The organism is Bacillus sp. 03113, assembly GCF_006546985.1.
Classification (GTDB): domain Bacteria; phylum Bacillota; class Bacilli; order Bacillales; family Cytobacillaceae; genus VATK01.
On sequence record NZ_VATK01000023.1, the window covers coordinates 13331 to 31938 of the forward strand.

18 protein-coding genes and 1 other annotated feature are annotated in these 18608 nt (G+C 39.0%); all 18 genes read left to right on the forward strand.

Translation table 11 applies throughout. The features are described 5' to 3' along the window. Nucleotides 1-3 precede the first annotated feature (3 nt). The 18 genes from FDO66_RS18240 to fusA all read left to right on the forward strand — a co-directional run bounded on the left by FDO66_RS18240 (nt 4) and on the right by fusA (nt 18491). A complete protein-coding gene (locus tag FDO66_RS18240; RefSeq protein WP_141434096.1) occupies nt 4-429 on the forward strand; it encodes a Mini-ribonuclease 3 in 426 nt (141 codons plus the stop codon). Next, the gene (gene rlmB / locus FDO66_RS18245) at nt 426-1169 is read left to right on the forward strand and encodes a 23S rRNA (guanosine(2251)-2'-O)-methyltransferase RlmB (RefSeq protein WP_141434097.1); all 744 of its coding nucleotides are present in this window, start codon (nt 426-428) and stop codon (nt 1167-1169) included. Before FDO66_RS18240 ends, rlmB begins: the two co-directional genes overlap by 4 nt. A 3-nt stretch (nt 1170-1172) precedes the next feature. Continuing rightward, nucleotides 1173-1682, forward strand: coding sequence for an NYN domain-containing protein (locus tag FDO66_RS18250; protein WP_141434098.1), 510 nt, complete (start codon nt 1173-1175; stop codon nt 1680-1682). Between the two features lie 70 nt (nt 1683-1752). After that, on the forward strand, nt 1753-2412 hold the full coding sequence (gene sigH, locus FDO66_RS18255) for an RNA polymerase sporulation sigma factor SigH (RefSeq protein WP_141434099.1): 660 nt from the start codon (nt 1753-1755) through the stop codon (nt 2410-2412). 384 nt (nt 2413-2796) lie between these two features. Then, a complete protein-coding gene (rpmG, locus tag FDO66_RS18260) occupies nt 2797-2925 on the forward strand; it encodes a 50S ribosomal protein L33 (RefSeq protein ID WP_395939813.1) in 129 nt (42 codons plus the stop codon). Between the two features lie 50 nt (nt 2926-2975). Further along, nucleotides 2976-3158, forward strand: coding sequence for a preprotein translocase subunit SecE (gene secE / locus FDO66_RS18265; protein ID WP_141434101.1), 183 nt, complete (start codon nt 2976-2978; stop codon nt 3156-3158). 180 nt (nt 3159-3338) lie between these two features. Then, nucleotides 3339-3872: a transcription termination/antitermination protein NusG gene (nusG, locus tag FDO66_RS18270; RefSeq protein ID WP_141434102.1), complete on the forward strand. Its 534-nt coding sequence runs from the start codon at nt 3339-3341 to the stop codon at nt 3870-3872. Between the two features lie 175 nt (nt 3873-4047). Then, on the forward strand, nt 4048-4473 hold the full coding sequence (rplK, locus tag FDO66_RS18275; RefSeq protein ID WP_141434103.1) for a 50S ribosomal protein L11: 426 nt from the start codon (nt 4048-4050) through the stop codon (nt 4471-4473). Between the two features lie 243 nt (nt 4474-4716). Further along, nucleotides 4717-5415 carry a 50S ribosomal protein L1 gene (rplA, locus tag FDO66_RS18280; RefSeq protein WP_141434104.1) on the forward strand — a complete coding sequence of 233 codons (699 nt, stop codon included), beginning with the start codon at nt 4717-4719 and terminating at the stop codon, nt 5413-5415. A gap of 47 nt (nt 5416-5462) precedes the next feature. Next, nucleotides 5463-5612 (forward strand) — a sequence feature (ribosomal protein L10 leader region). 33 nt (nt 5613-5645) lie between these two features. Next, nucleotides 5646-6146 carry a 50S ribosomal protein L10 gene (rplJ, locus tag FDO66_RS18285; RefSeq protein ID WP_141434105.1) on the forward strand — a complete coding sequence of 167 codons (501 nt, stop codon included), beginning with the start codon at nt 5646-5648 and terminating at the stop codon, nt 6144-6146. A 65-nt stretch (nt 6147-6211) separates the two neighbouring features. Beyond that, complete coding sequence (gene rplL, locus FDO66_RS18290; protein ID WP_141434106.1) at nt 6212-6574, forward strand: 50S ribosomal protein L7/L12; 363 nt, start codon at nt 6212-6214, stop codon at nt 6572-6574. 203 nt (nt 6575-6777) lie between these two features. Beyond that, nucleotides 6778-7380 carry a class I SAM-dependent methyltransferase gene (locus FDO66_RS18295; protein WP_141434107.1) on the forward strand — a complete coding sequence of 201 codons (603 nt, stop codon included), beginning with the start codon at nt 6778-6780 and terminating at the stop codon, nt 7378-7380. A gap of 245 nt (nt 7381-7625) precedes the next feature. Next, nucleotides 7626-11186 carry a DNA-directed RNA polymerase subunit beta gene (rpoB, locus tag FDO66_RS18300; RefSeq protein WP_141434108.1) on the forward strand — a complete coding sequence of 1187 codons (3561 nt, stop codon included), beginning with the start codon at nt 7626-7628 and terminating at the stop codon, nt 11184-11186. A gap of 132 nt (nt 11187-11318) precedes the next feature. Next, the gene (gene rpoC / locus FDO66_RS18305; RefSeq protein ID WP_141434109.1) at nt 11319-14918 is read left to right on the forward strand and encodes a DNA-directed RNA polymerase subunit beta'; all 3600 of its coding nucleotides are present in this window, start codon (nt 11319-11321) and stop codon (nt 14916-14918) included. Nucleotides 14919-15080: 162 nt separating this feature from the next. Further along, nucleotides 15081-15329 (forward strand): 50S ribosomal protein L7ae-like protein, encoded by a 249-nt coding sequence (locus FDO66_RS18310; RefSeq protein WP_141434110.1) that lies wholly within the window; start codon nt 15081-15083, stop codon nt 15327-15329. 102 nt (nt 15330-15431) lie between these two features. Then, nucleotides 15432-15854 (forward strand): 30S ribosomal protein S12, encoded by a 423-nt coding sequence (gene rpsL, locus FDO66_RS18315; protein ID WP_141434111.1) that lies wholly within the window; start codon nt 15432-15434, stop codon nt 15852-15854. A gap of 39 nt (nt 15855-15893) precedes the next feature. After that, a complete protein-coding gene (rpsG, locus tag FDO66_RS18320; protein WP_141434112.1) occupies nt 15894-16364 on the forward strand; it encodes a 30S ribosomal protein S7 in 471 nt (156 codons plus the stop codon). A 48-nt stretch (nt 16365-16412) separates the two neighbouring features. Then, nucleotides 16413-18491, forward strand: a complete 2079-nt coding sequence (fusA, locus tag FDO66_RS18325; RefSeq protein WP_141434113.1) for an elongation factor G — start codon at nt 16413-16415, stop codon at nt 18489-18491. The last annotated feature ends 117 nt before the right edge of the window (nt 18492-18608 follow it).

Here is an 18608-nt window from a genome sequence, read left to right on the forward strand (position 1 = left end):
CAGATGCTTCCATACAATGAAAAAATCGATGAGAAACAACTGAATAGTCTTGCGCTTGCATATATGGGGGATGCCGTTTTTGAAAAATACGTACGTTATCACTTGATCCAAAATGGAAGTGTGAGACCTAATCAATTGCATCGTGAAGCGACGAAATATGTGTCAGCTAAAGCACAATCGAAAATTATTCATCAGCTCATTGATGATAAGATCCTTCATGACCATGAATTAGCGATCATGAGAAGAGGGCGAAATGCAAAGTCTGGAACGATACCGAAAAATACAGATGTTCAAACGTATCGTTATAGTACAGCTTTTGAAGCATTGATTGGTTATTTGTATTTAGCTGAGGATAAAGAGCGGCTTGAACAACTGATTACAGCCGCTTTTCAAATCATTGAAGAAAGAAGGAAGGAGGAATCTAAATGAGTGAGGATTTCATTATCGGGAAAAATGCTGTGATTGAGGCATTAAAATCAAATCGAGATATTAATAAAATTTTCATTGCTGAGGGCTCGCAGCGGGGTCAAATGCAGGTTGTAACAGGAATGGCGAAGGATTCCAATGTATTTGTACAGTTTGTTCCAAAAAAGAAGCTCGATTCCATGGTGGAAGGAAATCATCAAGGAGTGGTCGCACAAGTTGCTGCCTATCAGTATGCTGAGTTGGATGATTTATTTGCCGCTTGTGAAAAGAAGCAAGAAACGCCATTCTTCCTGCTTTTAGATGAAATCGAGGATCCCCATAATTTAGGTTCAATTATGCGAACGGCTGATGCAGTTGGTGCACATGGGATTATTATTCCAAAAAGGAGAGCGGTTGGATTAACCTCAACGGTTGCCAAGGCTTCTACTGGAGCAATCGAGCATGTTCCAGTGGTTAGAGTGACGAATATGTCAAGAACCATTGATGAGTTGAAAGAAAGAGGACTTTGGATCGCCGGAACGGATGCGAAAGCAAGCGAGGATTATCGTAGATTTGATGGAACTTTGCCACTTGGATTAGTAATCGGCAGTGAAGGAAAAGGAATGGGTCGATTGATTAGAGATAAATGTGATTTCTTAATCCATATGCCGATGGTAGGACATATCACATCCTTGAACGCATCCGTTGCAGCTGCTCTTTTAATGTATGAGGTTTATAGAAAACGTCATCCGCTAGAGGGATAAAGGATGAACATCCTCATAGTTGATGGGTATAATATGATCGGAGCATGGCCGGAATTAGTGGAGCTAAAAAAGAAGGATTTATCTGCTGCTCGTGACCGGCTAATTGAAAAAATGGCTGAATATCAAGGGTATTCAGGCTATCGAGTCATCATTGTTTTCGATGCTTACCATGTGCAAGGGATTGAAAAGAAACTAAAAAACTATCAAGTCGAAGTCATCTTTACGAGAGAAAATGAAACTGCTGATGAAAGAATTGAAAAACTCGCACAAGAATTAAATAATATCAAAACACAAGTTCATGTAGCTACGTCTGATTTCACAGAACAGTGGGCCATATTTGGTCAGGGAGCGTTGAGAAAATCTGCCAGAGAGTTATTGAATGAAGTGGCAATGATTGAAAAAGGAATTGAGAAAGAGGTTCGGAAAACACGGGATAATAAGCCCGTTTCTAAAATACAGCTTAGTGATGAAGTGGCAGAAATTTTTGAAAAATGGCGTAGAGGAAACAAATGAATAGTTGACGCTTGAAAAATACCTACTGTATAATATTTCTATCCATGATTGCACGGTCGGGGGGATCTGTATGAGTCATGACTTCGAGACAAAAATCAACGAAAGTAACGAAAATTATTCTCAGATGGAAGATGAAGTGCTTGTTGATTTAGTGCACAAAGGTGAGAGTGAGGCGCTTGATTATTTAATTCACAAATACCGTAATTTCGTGCGTGCAAAAGCTAGATCCTATTTTTTAATCGGAGCTGATAAAGAAGATATCGTTCAAGAAGGAATGATAGGCTTATATAAGGCAATACGTGATTTTAAAGAGGATAAGCTTTCTTCTTTTAAAGCATTCGCTGAGCTTTGCATTACTAGACAGATTATCACAGCAATCAAAACGGCTACACGGCAAAAGCATATCCCTTTAAATTCATATGTTTCGTTGGACAAGCCTATCTATGATGAAGAATCAGATCGAACGTTAATGGATGTCATTTCAGGTGCGAAGATCTTGGATCCTGAGGAGCTTATCATAAATCAAGAAGAATTTGATCATATTGAAGTTAAGATGTCAGAGCTGCTTAGTGATTTAGAAAGAAAAGTATTAGCGCTCTATCTAGATGGTCAATCCTACCAAGAGATATCTGAAGAACTCAATCGACATGTTAAATCAATTGATAATGCATTGCAAAGAGTAAAAAGGAAATTAGAAAGATATTTAGAGATACGCGAATTTTCCTTCTAGTATTATTTTGAGAATGAATTGGTGTCTAGCTCTAGCGCCTAGCCCTTGTGAAAAATAACCCTTTGTCTCTAAAAGCAAAAAACGCTTTTGGAGCCAAATGAACATTTTTCTTCAGGACTGAACAAGGCGCTTCCGCTTTTCTTGGTGTCTAACTCTAGCGCCTAGCCCTTGTGAAAAATAGCCTCATGCCTCTAAAGTGAAAAACACTTTTTGAATCATGAGAACATTTTTCTTCAGGGCTGATTAAGGCGCTTCCCGTTTTTGTTGTGTCTATCTACAGGCGCCTTCCGCTTTTCTAGCTTACATTGACATTAGAGATGGTACATGATAAGGTTTGAGGACATTAAGTAGATATTGTGGGTGTCTTCCGTGAGAAAAAAAGTTGTGTTAGCTTGCGAAAAATGTGGTTCGAGAAATTACTCTACCATAAGCAAGAAAGAAAATGAAAGACTGGCACTAAATAAGTTTTGTCAAAATTGTCAAACTCATACCGTTCATCGTGAAACAAAGTAACTGTTTTATATAGAGAAAAAGATCTCTTGAAAATTTTGGAGGTAACAATAATGCAGCGCATCGTGAATTTTTTTCGTGAAGTAGGTCGTGAATTAAGAAAGGTTAGCTGGCCAAAACGAAAGGAGCTAACAAACTATACGATTACCGTTCTCGCTACGGTTACATTCTTTGCTTTATTCTTTGCATTGGTTGATACGGGAATTTCGAAGCTTATTCGAATAATTCTTGAATAACACTAGTGTTCTCATGGTATAATGGAGAATAATACAGGAAACCTTTTAAGCCCGGAAACGGGTTTTTTCATTGTTTAGAAAATTATTTGATTGTTTCAAATTGATAAATGAGATCGTGAAGGTTCATTAAAAATGTTGAAATAATTGTACAGGGAGGGAAGGACGGTCTAGTCCCCTTGAATGGAAAAGAATTGGTATGTTGTTCATACGTACTCTGGATATGAAAACAAAGTTAAAGCAAACCTGGAAAAAAGGGTTGAATCTATGTCTATGCAAGATAAAATCTTTCGGGTTGTCGTTCCAGAAGAAGAAGAAACAGATATAAAAAATGGTAAGAAAAAGGTATTGAAACGGAAAGTATTCCCAGGTTATGTGCTAGTTGAAATTATTATGACGGACGATTCTTGGTATGTTGTCCGTAATACACCTGGGGTCACTGGATTTGTTGGCTCTGCGGGTTCAGGCTCAAAACCAACACCACTTTTGCCTGACGAAGTACAAATGATCTTAAAAAGAATGGGCTTTGAAGAGAAAAGAGTGGATATCGATTTTGAGCTAGGTGAAACAGTAAAGGTCAAGGAAGGTCCATTTGCAAACTTTACAGGATCTATTGAAGAAATGGATAAAGATAAATCGAAAATTAAGGTTCTTGTAAATATGTTTGGCCGTGATACACCAGTAGAATTAGATTTTACACAAATTGAAAAATTATAAGCTGAAAAAACTTGAAATAAACATTAAAAAGTGGTACTATTTCATAGGTCAGTATGTTTCGACCAAAGAGACAAGACAATGTTGAGTACTTTATTTTTAATATAAAGACTATTGTAGATGAGTGGGAGGGAAAATTCCCTATTACCACATCACGGACTTTAAGGAGGTGTGTCTCGTGGCTAAAAAAGTAATTAAAGTTGTAAAATTACAAATTCCTGCAGCGAAAGCGAATCCAGCACCACCAGTTGGTCCTGCATTAGGTCAAGCCGGTGTGAACATCATGGGATTTTGTAAAGAATTTAACGCTCGTACAGCTGAACAAGCTGGCTTAATCATTCCTGTTGAAATTACGGTATTTGAAGACCGTTCATTTACATTTATTACGAAAACTCCTCCTGCTGCCGTTTTACTTAAAAAAGCAGCTGGAATTGAGTCTGGTTCTGGAGAACCAAACCGTAATAAAGTAGCAACAGTCAAGCGTGACAAAGTTCGCGAGATTGCTGAAACAAAAATGCCTGATTTAAATGCAGCAAGTGTTGAAGCAGCTATGCGCATGGTTGAAGGTACAGCACGCAGCATGGGTATTGTTATTGAAGACTAAACCATGCATTTATGGTTAAGATTCACCCTGAGGTTGCGACGTGGATATGGACACTCGCAACCTTTATAGTGTCTAGCTCCGGCTCTTAGCCCCTCGAGGTTACAAGCCAATCCTCCCAGAAAGGTAAAGAACACCTTTCCGTGAGAGGCTTGTCTTGTGCTTGTCGGGGCTGGACAAGGAGCCTGCGCTTTTCTACGTGGGAGGTTATTCCGCTAAAACCACAATCAAGGAGGAAATAAAATCATGGCAAAAAAAGGTAAAAAGTATGTAGAAGCTGCAAAGCTTGTAGATCGTACAAAAGCTTACCCTCTTCAAGAAGCGGTTGAGCTAGTAAAAAAAGTTAATTTCACAAAATTTGATGCGACTGTAGAAGTAGCATTTCGTTTAGGTGTAGATCCGAAGAAAGCAGATCAACAAATTCGTGGTGCAGTTGTTCTTCCAAATGGAACAGGTAAAACTCAACGCGTTTTAGTTTTTGCTAAAGGCGAAAAAGCGAAAGAAGCAGAAGCTGCTGGAGCAGATTTTGTTGGCGATTCAGAGTTCATCAATAAAATCAACCAAGGTTGGTTCGAGTTCGATGTAATCGTTGCAACGCCTGACATGATGGGTGAAGTAGGGAAGCTTGGTCGCGTTTTAGGACCTAAAGGCTTAATGCCAAACCCTAAAACAGGAACAGTTACATTTGATGTAACAAAAGCTGTTAATGAAATTAAAGCTGGTAAAGTTGAGTACCGTGTTGATAAAGCAGGAAATATTCATGTTCCTATTGGAAAAATTTCTTTTGAAGACACAAAGCTTGTTGAAAACTTTAAAACCATTTTTGATACATTGGTAAAAGTTAAACCAGCAGCTGCAAAAGGTACTTATATGAAGAACGTTTCAGTTACTTCAACTATGAGCCCAGGGGTTAAAGTTGATCCTTCATCTGTTGTTGTAAAATAATAATTGACAAACAAGGATGAGTTTTATATAATTCATCATGTTGTTGAAAATAAATAACATTTGTACCGTAGACAGTAGGTGCCTACATAAGGCTTAATTTCCTACCGAGGTCATACGATAGATTGATCGTTAATTAGTAATTAACTATTGTATACTTCCTCCATGTCTGCGCGATGTGGAGGTTTTTTATTGCCGGTATAAATGGAGTAAATTAAACAGGAGGTGTAAGGATGAGCAGTGTAATTGATCAAAAGAAACAAATCGTAACAGAAATTACTGATAAATTAAAAGCTAGCCAATCAACAGTTGTTGTTGATTACCGTGGACTTAGTGTAGCTGAAGTGACTGAGCTTCGTAAGCAACTTCGTGAAGCAGGCGTTGAATTTAAAGTATATAAAAACACTTTAAGCCGTCGTGCAGCTGAAGCAGCTGAACTAGCTGGATTAAATGAAGCTTTAACAGGTCCTAACGCTATTGCATTCAGCGTTGAAGATGTAATCGCTCCTGCAAAAATTCTTAATGACTTCGCTAAAAAGAATGAAGCATTAGAAATTAAAGCAGGTGTAATTGAAGGAAACGTTGCGACTGCAGAGGAAATTAAAGCTCTTGCTGAGCTACCATCTCGCGAAGGTTTACTTTCTATGCTACTCAGCGTTCTTCAAGCACCTATCCGCAACCTTGCTCTTGCTACAAAAGCAGTTGCAGATCAAAAAGAAGAACAAGGCGCGTAAGTTAGATATAGCAACCGCATGATCGATAAAAACTTTTAAACCAAAAATAAGGAGGAAATTTTATCATGACTAAAGAACAAATCATTGAAGCAGTTAAAAGCATGACTGTTTTAGAATTAAACGACTTAGTAAAAGCAATCGAAGAAGAATTTGGTGTTACTGCTGCTGCTCCTGTAGCTGTTGTAGGTGCTGCTGGTGGAGAAGCTGCTGCTGAGAAAACTGAATTTGACGTTATCCTTGCTTCTGCAGGAGATCAAAAAATCAAAGTTATTAAAGCAGTTCGTGAAATTACAGGTCTTGGACTTAAAGAAGCAAAAGAACTTGTTGATAACACTCCAAAACCAATTAAAGAAGCTGTTTCTAAAGAAGAAGCTGAAGAAGTTAAAGCTAAGCTTGAAGAAGTTGGAGCTGGCGTTGAAGTTAAGTAATGCCGTTGGGAAAAAGCTCGCTGTATAGCGAGCTTTTTCTAATTATAAAAATCATAGTACGAGTACTTTGCTTTTTAGAAAAAAATCCTTTATAATTCGATTCAAATAATAGTCGTTTCGCAAGAATAAAGCATCAAACAACGATTCTTCTATTCGTTAATCCTCAAGATTCTTCTCAGTTTTTCCCCGATGGAGGTGATTATATGGCTGATCATTATTATTCTCGTACGCAACAAGTTGATAGCAACCCTAGTTACTGGGACTTTGTGTTGAAGGGAACCTCCTTTCGATTTAAAACTGATAATGGCGTTTTTTCTAAAAAAGAGGTTGATTTCGGCTCAAGACTACTGGTGGAAGCTTTTGAAGCTCCAGATATTAAAGGAGACTTTTTAGATGTTGGGTGTGGATATGGCCCAATCGGTATTTCGATTGCGAAGCATAATCAAGATCGAATCGTTCATATGGTGGATATTAATTTGAGAGCTCTGGAGCTTGCGAAGGATAATGCTAAGAACAACCGTGTCCAAAATATTCAAATCTATGAAAGTGATCGCTTAGAAAGTATTGATGGACATAAGTTTGCTGCAATTATGACGAATCCACCTATTCGAGCGGGTAAAAAAGTGGTGCATGATATTTTTGAACAAAGCTTTGAATGTTTAAAAGAGGATGGAGAGCTTTGGGTTGTCATCCAAAAAAAGCAGGGGGCGCCATCTGCGATTGAAAAATTATCAACTCTTTTTCATTCCGTAGAGACGGTTGAGAAGAAAAAAGGGTATTTCATTTTAAAAGCAATAAAACGTTGACTTAAGTTTTTTATTGTGATAGCATTATATAATGCCAATATATTAATTTCCTAAATGCAACAAAATTGATCATTAATTGTATAAATTTGGTGGCATAGGGAAAACTAACAAAATAATATTTGAAATTTGAAAATGTGGTTTTTGAGTTAAAAACCCTTTTTCTTTTTGTCTTATGCAGGCAGCTATACCTTGCAATAAGACGGTGATAGATGCAATAATTACGCTTGATTTGAGGGGTGAATGAGTTGACAGGTCAACTAGTTCAATATGGACGACACCGCCAACGAAGAAGTTACGCACGAATCAGTGAAGTATTAGAATTGCCAAATTTAATTGAGATTCAAACCTCTTCATATCAATGGTTTCTAGATGAAGGTTTGCGTGAAATGTTCCAGGACATTTCACCGATTGAAGATTTCACGGGCAATTTATTACTTGAATTTATTGATTACAGCCTTGGCGAACCAAAATATTCCGTTGAGGAATCGAAAGAACGAGATGTTACATACTCAGCGCCTTTGCGTGTGAAGGTACGTCTTGTTAACAAAGAAACAGGTGAAGTAAAAGATCAGGATGTCTTTATGGGCGATTTTCCTCTTATGACTGAAACTGGTACATTTGTTATCAATGGCGCTGAACGTGTTATTGTTTCACAGTTAGTACGCTCTCCGAGTGTCTACTTCAGTGGTAAGATTGACAAAAATGGAAAAAAAGGCTTTACAGCAACTGTAATTCCGAATCGCGGAGCGTGGCTTGAATATGAAACGGATGCAAAAGATGTTGTATATGTCAGAATAGATCGTACACGTAAACTGCCTGTAACTGTTCTTTTACGTGCACTTGGATTCGGCTCTGATCAAGAAATTGTTGATTTGATTGGAGAAAATGAGTATATAAGAAATACATTAGAAAAAGACAACACAGAAAGCTCAGAAAAAGCTCTATTAGAAATATATGAACGTCTTCGCCCTGGTGAACCACCAACAGTAGAAAATGCGAAGAGTTTATTGGTGTCTAGATTTTTCGATCCAAAACGCTATGATCTTGCGAATGTAGGTCGCTATAAAATTAATAAAAAGCTTCATATTAAAAATCGTTTGTTTGGTCAGCGGATAGCAGAAACGCTAGTGGATCCTGAAACCGGTGAAATCATCGCTGAAAAGGGAACTGTTTTAGACCGCCGTACGCTAGATCGAATTATTCCAAATTTAGAGAATAATGTAGGCTTTAAAACAGTTAATTTAGTCGGTGGAGTATTAGATGAAGAAGTACTCGTGCAATCTGTAAAGATTTATGCTCCAAATGATGACGGTGAAAAGGTTATTAATGTAATTAGTAATGCATACGTAGAGGAAGCTGTTAAAAACATTTCAGCTGCCGATATAGTTGCTTCTATCAGTTATTTCTTCAACCTTTTACATGGGGTTGGAAATACAGATGATATTGATCATTTAGGGAATAGACGTTTGCGTTCTGTTGGTGAATTGTTACAAAACCAATTCCGTATTGGATTATCCCGTATGGAGCGTGTTGTTCGTGAAAGAATGTCTATTCAAGATACAAATACGATTACACCTCAACAGTTGATTAATATTCGACCAGTTATTGCATCCATTAAAGAGTTTTTTGGAAGCTCCCAGTTATCTCAATTCATGGATCAAACGAATCCACTTGCAGAATTAACGCATAAGCGTCGTTTATCTGCATTAGGACCAGGTGGTTTGACTCGTGAACGTGCTGGATTTGAAGTTCGTGATGTACATTATTCACATTACGGACGTATGTGTCCAATTGAAACGCCTGAAGGTCCGAACATTGGATTGATTAACTCTTTATCTTCCTTCGCAAAAGTGAATCGATTTGGATTTATTGAAACACCTTACCGTCGTATTGACCCAGACACAGGAAAAGTTTCGAATCATATTGATTACTTAACAGCTGATGAAGAAGATAACTATGTTGTAGCGCAGGCAAATGTAAGATTAGACGATGACGGTTCTTTCTTAGATGAAGAAGTCGTTGCACGTTTTAGAGGAGAAAATACAGTAGTGAAACGCGAAAGAGTTGACTACATGGACGTTTCTCCAAAGCAAGTTGTCTCTGCTGCGACTGCATGTATTCCTTTCTTAGAAAACGATGACTCAAACCGTGCACTAATGGGAGCGAACATGCAACGTCAAGCGGTTCCGTTAATGCAGCCTGAGGCTCCTAGAGTGGGTACAGGTATGGAGTATGTATCAGGGAAAGACTCTGGTGCAGCTGTTATTTGTAAGTATGATGGAATTGTCGAGCATGTTGAAGCACGAGAAATTAGAGTGCGTCGCGTGAGTGAAATCGATGGCCAGGAAGTTAAAGGAAATTTAGATAAATATAGAATGTTGAAATTTATTCGCTCAAACCAAGGTACATGCTATAACCAAAGACCAATTGTTTCAGTAGGTGACCGAGTAACAAAAGGTGAAATTTTAGCTGACGGTCCTTCTATGGAGCTAGGGGAGCTTGCCTTAGGTCGTAATGTCCTTGTTGCTTTCATGACATGGGATGGTTACAACTATGAAGATGCGATTATCATGAGTGAACGTCTCGTGAAAGATGATGTATATACGTCTATTCACATTGAAGAATATGAGTCTGAGTCTCGTGATACAAAGTTAGGACCAGAAGAAATTACACGTGATATTCCAAATGTTGGTGAAGATGCCCTTAGAAATCTTGACGAACGTGGAATTATTCGCACAGGTGCAGAAGTAAAAGACGGTGATTTACTTGTCGGTAAAGTTACACCAAAAGGTGTGACTGAATTAACTGCTGAAGAACGTCTTCTTCATGCGATCTTTGGCGAAAAAGCACGCGAAGTCCGTGATACATCCCTTCGTGTACCTCATGGAGGCGGAGGTATCGTACTTGATGTAAAAGTCTTTAATCGTGAAGACGGGGATGAACTTCCTCCAGGTGTTAATCAACTTGTACGTGTTTATATCGTTCAGAAGCGTAAAATTTCTGAAGGAGATAAAATGGCGGGTCGTCATGGTAATAAAGGGGTTATTTCTCGTATTTTACCTGAAGAGGATATGCCATATCTTCCAGATGGAACACCTGTCGATATCATGTTAAACCCATTAGGGGTTCCGTCTCGTATGAATATCGGGCAGGTGCTTGAATTACACCTTGGTATGGCGGCTAGAAAGCTTGGTATCCATGTTGCTTCTCCAGTTTTTGATGGTGCTCGAGAAGAGGATGTATGGGATACGATTGAAGAAGCTGGCATGGCAAGAGATGCTAAAACTGTATTATATGATGGACGTACAGGTGAGCCGTTTGACAACCGTGTTTCTGTCGGAGTCATGTACATGATTAAGCTTGCTCACATGGTTGATGATAAATTACATGCTCGTTCAACTGGTCCATATTCTCTAGTAACACAACAGCCTTTAGGTGGTAAAGCACAATTTGGTGGACAACGTTTTGGAGAGATGGAAGTTTGGGCTCTCGAAGCATACGGTGCAGCTTATACACTTCAAGAAATCTTAACGGTTAAATCCGATGACGTGGTAGGACGTGTGAAAACATATGAAGCCATTGTTAAGGGTGAAAATGTCCCTGAGCCAGGAGTGCCAGAATCCTTTAGGGTATTAATGAAAGAACTTCAAAGCTTAGGAATGGACGTTAAAATTCTCTCAAGCGATGAAGAAGAGATTGAAATGCGTGATTTAGAAGATGAAGAAGATTTACAGCATGCAGATTCTTTAACGATTGCTTCTGATGTACCAAAATCAGAATCAGAAAAAGTAGGAACGAAAGAGTAATTATGGTTTCAAATCCCTTATCCTCTGTTTGAATTGATTCAGGCAGAGGATTTTAAGGGAGTAAAAGTTTAGAAACCCCAGCTCTAGTAGCGATGAGGGAAAAACCCGGACATAAAAAGGGAGGTAGGCCCCTTGCTTGATGTAAACAATTTTGAGTATATGAAAATAGGTCTTGCATCGCCAGATAAGATTCGTTCATGGTCTTATGGTGAAGTTAAAAAACCTGAAACAATTAATTATCGTACGTTAAAACCAGAAAAAGATGGTTTATTCTGTGAACGTATTTTCGGTCCTACGAAGGATTGGGAATGTCATTGCGGAAAGTATAAGCGTGTACGCTACAAAGGTGTAGTATGTGACCGATGCGGCGTAGAAGTAACACGTGCTAAAGTTCGTCGCGAGCGTATGGGACATATTGAGCTTGCGGCTCCTGTGTCACATATTTGGTATTTTAAAGGCATTCCAAGCCGTATGGGGCTTGTACTTGATATGTCTCCGCGTGCGTTAGAAGAAGTTATTTATTTTGCTTCCTATGTGGTAACAGACCAAGGCGACACTGCTCTTGAAAAGAAACAACTGTTATCTGAGAAGGAGTATCGTGCATACCGCGAAAAATACGGAAGTAAATTCCAAGCTTCAATGGGTGCTGAAGCGATTAAAAAACTACTTCAGGATATTGATTTAGAAAAAGAAGTAGACACATTAAAAGAAGAACTAAAAACTGCTCAAGGGCAGCGCCGTACAAGAGCAATTAAAAGACTAGAAGTTTTAGAAGCATTCCGTGGTTCAGGAAATGAACCTTCTTGGATGATTCTTGATGTACTTCCAGTTATTCCTCCAGAGCTTCGACCAATGGTTCAGTTAGATGGCGGACGCTTTGCTACTTCTGATTTGAATGATTTATACCGTCGTGTCATTAATCGTAATAATCGTTTAAAACGCTTATTAGATCTTGGGGCACCAAGCATTATCGTACAAAATGAGAAAAGGATGCTTCAAGAAGCTGTTGATGCTCTTATTGATAACGGACGTCGAGGTCGACCAGTTACTGGACCAGGTAATAGACCGTTAAAATCACTTTCTCATATGCTGAAAGGGAAGCAAGGTCGTTTCCGTCAAAACTTACTTGGTAAACGTGTAGACTATTCAGGTCGTTCCGTTATTGTTGTAGGTCCTAACCTTAAAATGTTCCAATGCGGATTACCAAAAGAAATGGCTTTAGAGCTATTTAAGCCTTTTGTCATGAAAGAGCTTGTAGAAAAAGGATTAGCTCATAATATTAAATCAGCAAAGCGAAAAATTGAAAGAATTCAACCCGAGGTTTGGGATGTACTTGAAGAAGTTATTAAGGAGCATCCAGTGCTTCTTAACCGTGCCCCGACTCTTCATAGACTTGGGATCCAAGCGTTTGAGCCAACTCTAGTAGAGGGACGTGCTATTCGTCTTCACCCATTAGTTTGTACTGCTTATAATGCAGACTTTGATGGAGACCAAATGGCTGTTCACGTACCACTTTCTTCAGAAGCTCAAGCTGAGGCTCGATTACTAATGCTTGCTGCACAAAACATTCTGAATCCAAAGGATGGAAAGCCGGTTGTTACTCCATCACAGGACATGGTATTAGGGAACTATTACCTAACTTTAGAAAGAGCTGGTGCAGTTGGTGAAGGTATGATCTTTAATGATACCAACGAAGCCTTACTAGCCTATCAAAACGGGTATGCGCATTTACATACTCGCGTTGCAGTACGTGCAGGATCATTAAACAACGAAACTTTTACAGAAAAACAAAATAATCAGTTGTTAATTACAACGGTTGGTAAGCTTGTATTTAATGAAATTTTACCAAAATCTTTTCCTTATATTAATGAGCCGACAAAAACCAATCTTGAGGAAAAAACACCTGAAAGATATTTTGTGGAGCCAGGAACGGATGTTGCTGCGGTCATTAAGGAAATGCCGCTAATCGATCCATTTAAAAAGAAAATCCTTGGAAATATTATTGCTGAGGTATTTAAACGTTTCAAAATTACAGAAACGTCAAAAATGCTTGACCGCATGAAAGACTTAGGATTTAAATACTCTACAAAAGCTGGTATTACAGTTGGTGTGGCTGATATCGTTGTATTAGGAGATAAGCAGCAGATCATCCATGAAGCACAACATAAAGTAGATAATGTATTAAAACAATTCAGACGCGGTTTAATTACCGAAGATGAACGTTATGATCGCGTTATCTCTGTATGGAGTGCAGCAAAAGATACGATTCAGGCTAAGCTAATGAAATCATTAGACAAGAGCAACCCAATTTTCATGATGAGTGATTCTGGTGCCCGTGGTAATGCGTCTAACTTCACTCAGCTAGCAGGTATGCGCGGTCTTATGGCGAACCCGGCTGGTCGAATCATTGAGTTGCCAATCAAGTCAAGTTTCCGCGAAGGATTAACGGTATTAGAGTACTTTATTTCGACTCACGGAGCTCGTAAAGGATTAGCGGATACAGCCCTTAAAACGGCTGACTCTGGTTACTTAACTCGTCGTCTTGTAGATGTTGCGCAGGATGTTATTGTACGTGAAGATGACTGTGGAACAGATAGAGGCCTTCTAATTAGTGCTTTAAAAGACGGTACAGAAGTGATCGAACCGTTAGACGAGCGTTTAATTGGGCGTTATGCTAGAAAAGCAATTAAACATCCAGAAACAAATGAAGTGATTGTTCCGGAAAACGGATTAATCACAGAGGATTTAGCTACTACAGTTGTAGATGCGAATGTCGAAGAAGTGTGGATTCGCTCTGCATTCACTTGTAATACTCGTCACGGTGTTTGTAAAAAATGTTACGGTCGCAATTTGGCAACTGGCCAAGAGGTGGAAGTTGGGGAAGCAGTTGGTATCATAGCTGCACAATCAATTGGAGAACCAGGTACACAGTTAACGATGCGTACATTCCACACGGGTGGAGTTGCCGGTGACGATATTACCCAAGGTTTACCTCGTATTCAAGAGATTTTTGAAGCGCGTAATCCAAAAGGTCAAGCGATCATTTCTGAAATTAGTGGTACAGTTGTAGGAATAAATGAAGGTAGAGACAGACAACAAGAAATTGTGGTTCAGGGTGAAGTAGAGTCTCGTACCTACACAGCTCCTTATACGGCTAGACTTAAAGTTCGACTAAACGATAAAGTTGATCGCGGACAAGAATTAACAGAAGGTTCCATTGATCCTAAAGAGTTAATTAAAGTCAAAGACGTGACAGCTGTTCAAGAATACTTATTGCGTGAAGTACAAAAAGTATATCGTATGCAAGGGGTAGAAATTGGTGATAAACACGTTGAAGTAATGGTCCGACAAATGTTGAAAAAGGTACGCGTTATAGATGCTGGAGAAACAGAAGTACTCCCAGGTACACTGCTTGATATCCATCAATTTACAGACGCTAACGAAAAAGCATTGCTTGAAGGAAGATTACCGGCGACAGGCAGACCAGTTCTCCTTGGTATTACAAAAGCTTCGTTAGAAACAGACTCATTCTTGTCTGCAGCATCATTCCAAGAAACAACAAGAGTTCTTACAGATGCGGCAATTAAAGGCAAACGCGATGAGTTGCTAGGCTTAAAAGAAAATGTTATTATCGGAAAGCTCGTTCCAGCAGGAACAGGTATGCAGCGCTACCGCAGAGCAGAACCATATGTACATGATGAGCCGGCAGAAGAAACGGTTATTGTTGAATAACATTGTTCGCGGTGCTTGCTGAGAAAATAGCAAGTGCCGCGTTTTATCGTAAAAAGCCTAAAATGGTTTACAGGAATTTGTTTTTGACTGTTGACATCATTTTTTATAAATGATACTATAGCAAAGGTGCTCCTATATACCTGATACTTTGGAGGATAAACAATGTCTTATGAAAAAGTATTGCAGGCTAAAAGTTATATAGTAGGAACAAAGCAAACAGTGAAAGCATTGAAGGCTGGGGACGTTTCGCAAGTATTAGTTGCCAAAGATGCCGATCCGAAAGTAATTGGGAAAGTCATTCATACAGCTAAAGAAGTAAATGTTCCGATTATTCACGTGGATTCTATGAAAAAACTAGGAAAAGCGTGTGGCATAGATGTTGGTGCTGCAACTGTAGCTATAAAGAAATAAAAACTGTTTTTGTAGAAAGAATTCTATGAAAACTTTGTTTTTGCTTTAAAATGAACCACCTGGATGTGTGGGCTTAACTAAAAATGAAGGGAGGAAACATAAATGCCTACAATTAACCAATTAGTGCGCAAGCCTCGTAAAACGGCTGTAGAAAAATCAAAATCACCAGCGCTTAATAAAGGTTATAACAGCTTTAAAAAATCACAAACAGATGTATCTTCACCTCAAAAACGCGGTGTATGTACTCGTGTTGGTACAATGACTCCGAAAAAACCGAACTCAGCGTTACGTAAATATGCTCGTGTTCGTTTAACGAACGGAATCGAAGTAACAGCATACATTCCTGGTATTGGCCACAACCTTCAAGAGCACAGTGTTGTTCTTATTCGTGGAGGTCGTGTAAAAGACTTACCGGGGGTTCGTTACCACATCGTACGTGGTGCACTAGATACAGCTGGTGTTAACAATCGTATGCAAGGTCGTTCTAAATACGGAACTAAGAGACCAAAAGCTGCTAAAAAATAAATGATATAACATAAGCCATTTTTGAAAGGAGGAAATAAAATGCCACGTAAAGGTCCTGTAGCAAAAAGAGACGTGCTTCCAGATCCACTTTACAAATCAAAGCTTGTAACACGTCTAATTAATAAAATGATGATCGACGGAAAAAGAGGGAAATCTCAAAAGATTTTATACTCTTCTTTTGACATCATCCGCGAGCGTTCAAACAAAGACCCAATGGAGGTATTTGATCAAGCACTTAAAAACATCATGCCAGTTCTTGAAGTAAGAGCTCGTCGTGTTGGTGGTGCAAACTATCAAGTGCCAGTAGAGGTGCGTCCAGATCGCCGTACTACTCTTGGTCTTCGTTGGTTAGTAAACTACTCTCGTCTTCGTGGAGAAAAAACGATGGAAGAGCGTTTAGCTAACGAAATCCTTGATGCAGCTAACAACACTGGTGCATCAGTTAAGAAGCGTGAAGATACACATAAAATGGCAGAAGCAAACAAAGCGTTTGCTCACTACCGCTGGTAAGATTATTTTTAAAACAACTACATTTATATTAGGAAGGAGAAAATTGAAATGGCAAGAGAGTTCTCCTTAGAAAACACTAGAAATATAGGAATCATGGCTCACATTGATGCTGGTAAAACAACAACAACTGAGCGTGTCCTTTATTATACTGGTCGTATTCATAAGATTGGTGAAACTCATGAAGGTGCATCACAGATGGACTGGATGGAGCAAGAACAAGAACGCGGTATTACCATTACATCAGCAGCAACAACTGCTCAATGGAAAGGTCATCGTGTTAACATTATCGATACTCCTGGACACGTAGACTTCACGGTCGAAGTTGAACGTTCTTTACGTGTATTAGATGGTGCTGTAGCGGTTCTAGATGCACAATCTGGAGTTGAACCACAAACTGAAACTGTTTGGCGACAAGCAACTACGTATGGTGTTCCGCGTGTTGTTTTCGTTAATAAAATGGATAAAATCGGTGCAGATTTCTTGTATTCTGTGAAAACAATTCACGACCGTTTACAAGCAAATGCTCATCCGATTCAGCTGCCAATTGGTGCTGAAGATCAGTTTGAAGGAATTATTGATTTAGTAGAAATGAAAGCTACTTTCTACGGTAATGACTTAGGAACTGATATCGAGGTTCGTGAAATTCCAGAAGAATATAAAGATCAAGCTGATGAATATCGCGAAAAGCTTCTTGAAGCAGTTGCGGAATTAGATGAAGAGTTAATGGAAAAGTACCTTGGTGGTGAAGAAATCACTAACGAAGAGATTAAAGCAGCTATTCGTCAAGGAACTGTAAACGTTGAATTCTATCCAGTAATCTGTGGTTCTGCATTCAAGAACAAAGGTGTTCAATTAATGCTAGATGCTGTTATCGATTATCTTCCATCACCATTAGATGTACCAGCAATTAAAGGTACTCTTCCTGATTCTGAGGAAGAAGTTGAGCGTCATTCAAGTGATGACGAGCCATTCTCAGCACTTGCATTCAAAGTTATGACTGATCCTTATGTAGGTAAATTAACATTCTTCCGTGTGTACTCTGGTACGCTAGAGTCTGGATCATATGTACAAAACTCTACTAAAGGCAAGCGTGAGCGTATTGGTCGTATCCTTCAAATGCATGCAAATAGCCGCCAAGAAATCTCTAAAGTATTTGCTGGCGATATTGCTGCAGCTGTTGGATTAAAAGATACAACGACTGGTGACACTCTTTGTGATGATAAAAACCTTGTTATCCTAGAGTCCATGCAGTTCCCTGAGCCGGTTATCCAATTATCTGTTGAGCCTAAATCAAAGGCAGACCAAGATAAAATGACAACTGCTTTACAAAAGCTTCAAGAAGAGGATCCAACATTTAGAGCTCATACAGACCAAGAAACTGGTCAAGTAATCATCGCTGGTATGGGTGAGCTTCACTTAGATATTATCGTTGACCGTATGCGTCGCGAATTCAAAGTTGAAGCGAATGTAGGTGCTCCGCAAGTTGCTTATAGAGAAACTTTCCGTACTTCTGCACAAGTAGAAGGTAAGTTTGCTCGTCAATCAGGTGGACGCGGTCAATTCGGACACGTTTGGATTGAATTTGCTCCAAACGAAGAAGGAAAAGGCTTTGAATTTGAAAATGGAATTGTCGGTGGGGTGGTACCTCGTGAGTATATTCCAGCTGTTCAAGCAGGTCTTGAAGATGCGCTTGACAGAGGTGTACTTGCCGGTTATCCATTAGTCGATATTAAAGCGAGATTATTTGACGGTTCTTACCATGATGTTGACTCATCAGAAATGGCGTTTAAAATTGCTGCTTCTATGGCGCTTAAAAACGCAGCATCTAAGTGTAACCCAGTTATCCTTGAACCAATCATGAAAGTTGAAGTTGTTATCCCAGAAGAATACATGGGTGACATCATGGGTGGTATTACTGCTCGTCGTGGTCGCGTTGAAGGAATGGAAGCACGTGGTAACGCTCAAGTTGTTCGTTCAATGGTTCCACTTTCAGAGATGTTTGGATATGCAACTTCATTACGTTCTAACACACAAGGTCGTGGTGTATTCTCTATGCACTTTGATCACTATGAAGAAATTCCAAAATCAATCGCTGAAGAAATCATTAAAAAAAATAAAGGTGAATAATTGATTTTACCTTTTTAATCAAGTATAACTACTTATGTAGGAAAAAATGCTGTGAAATGGAGTACCCATTTCACAGTGAATAAATATATTAATTTCTCAACCCAAAGGAGGATTTTC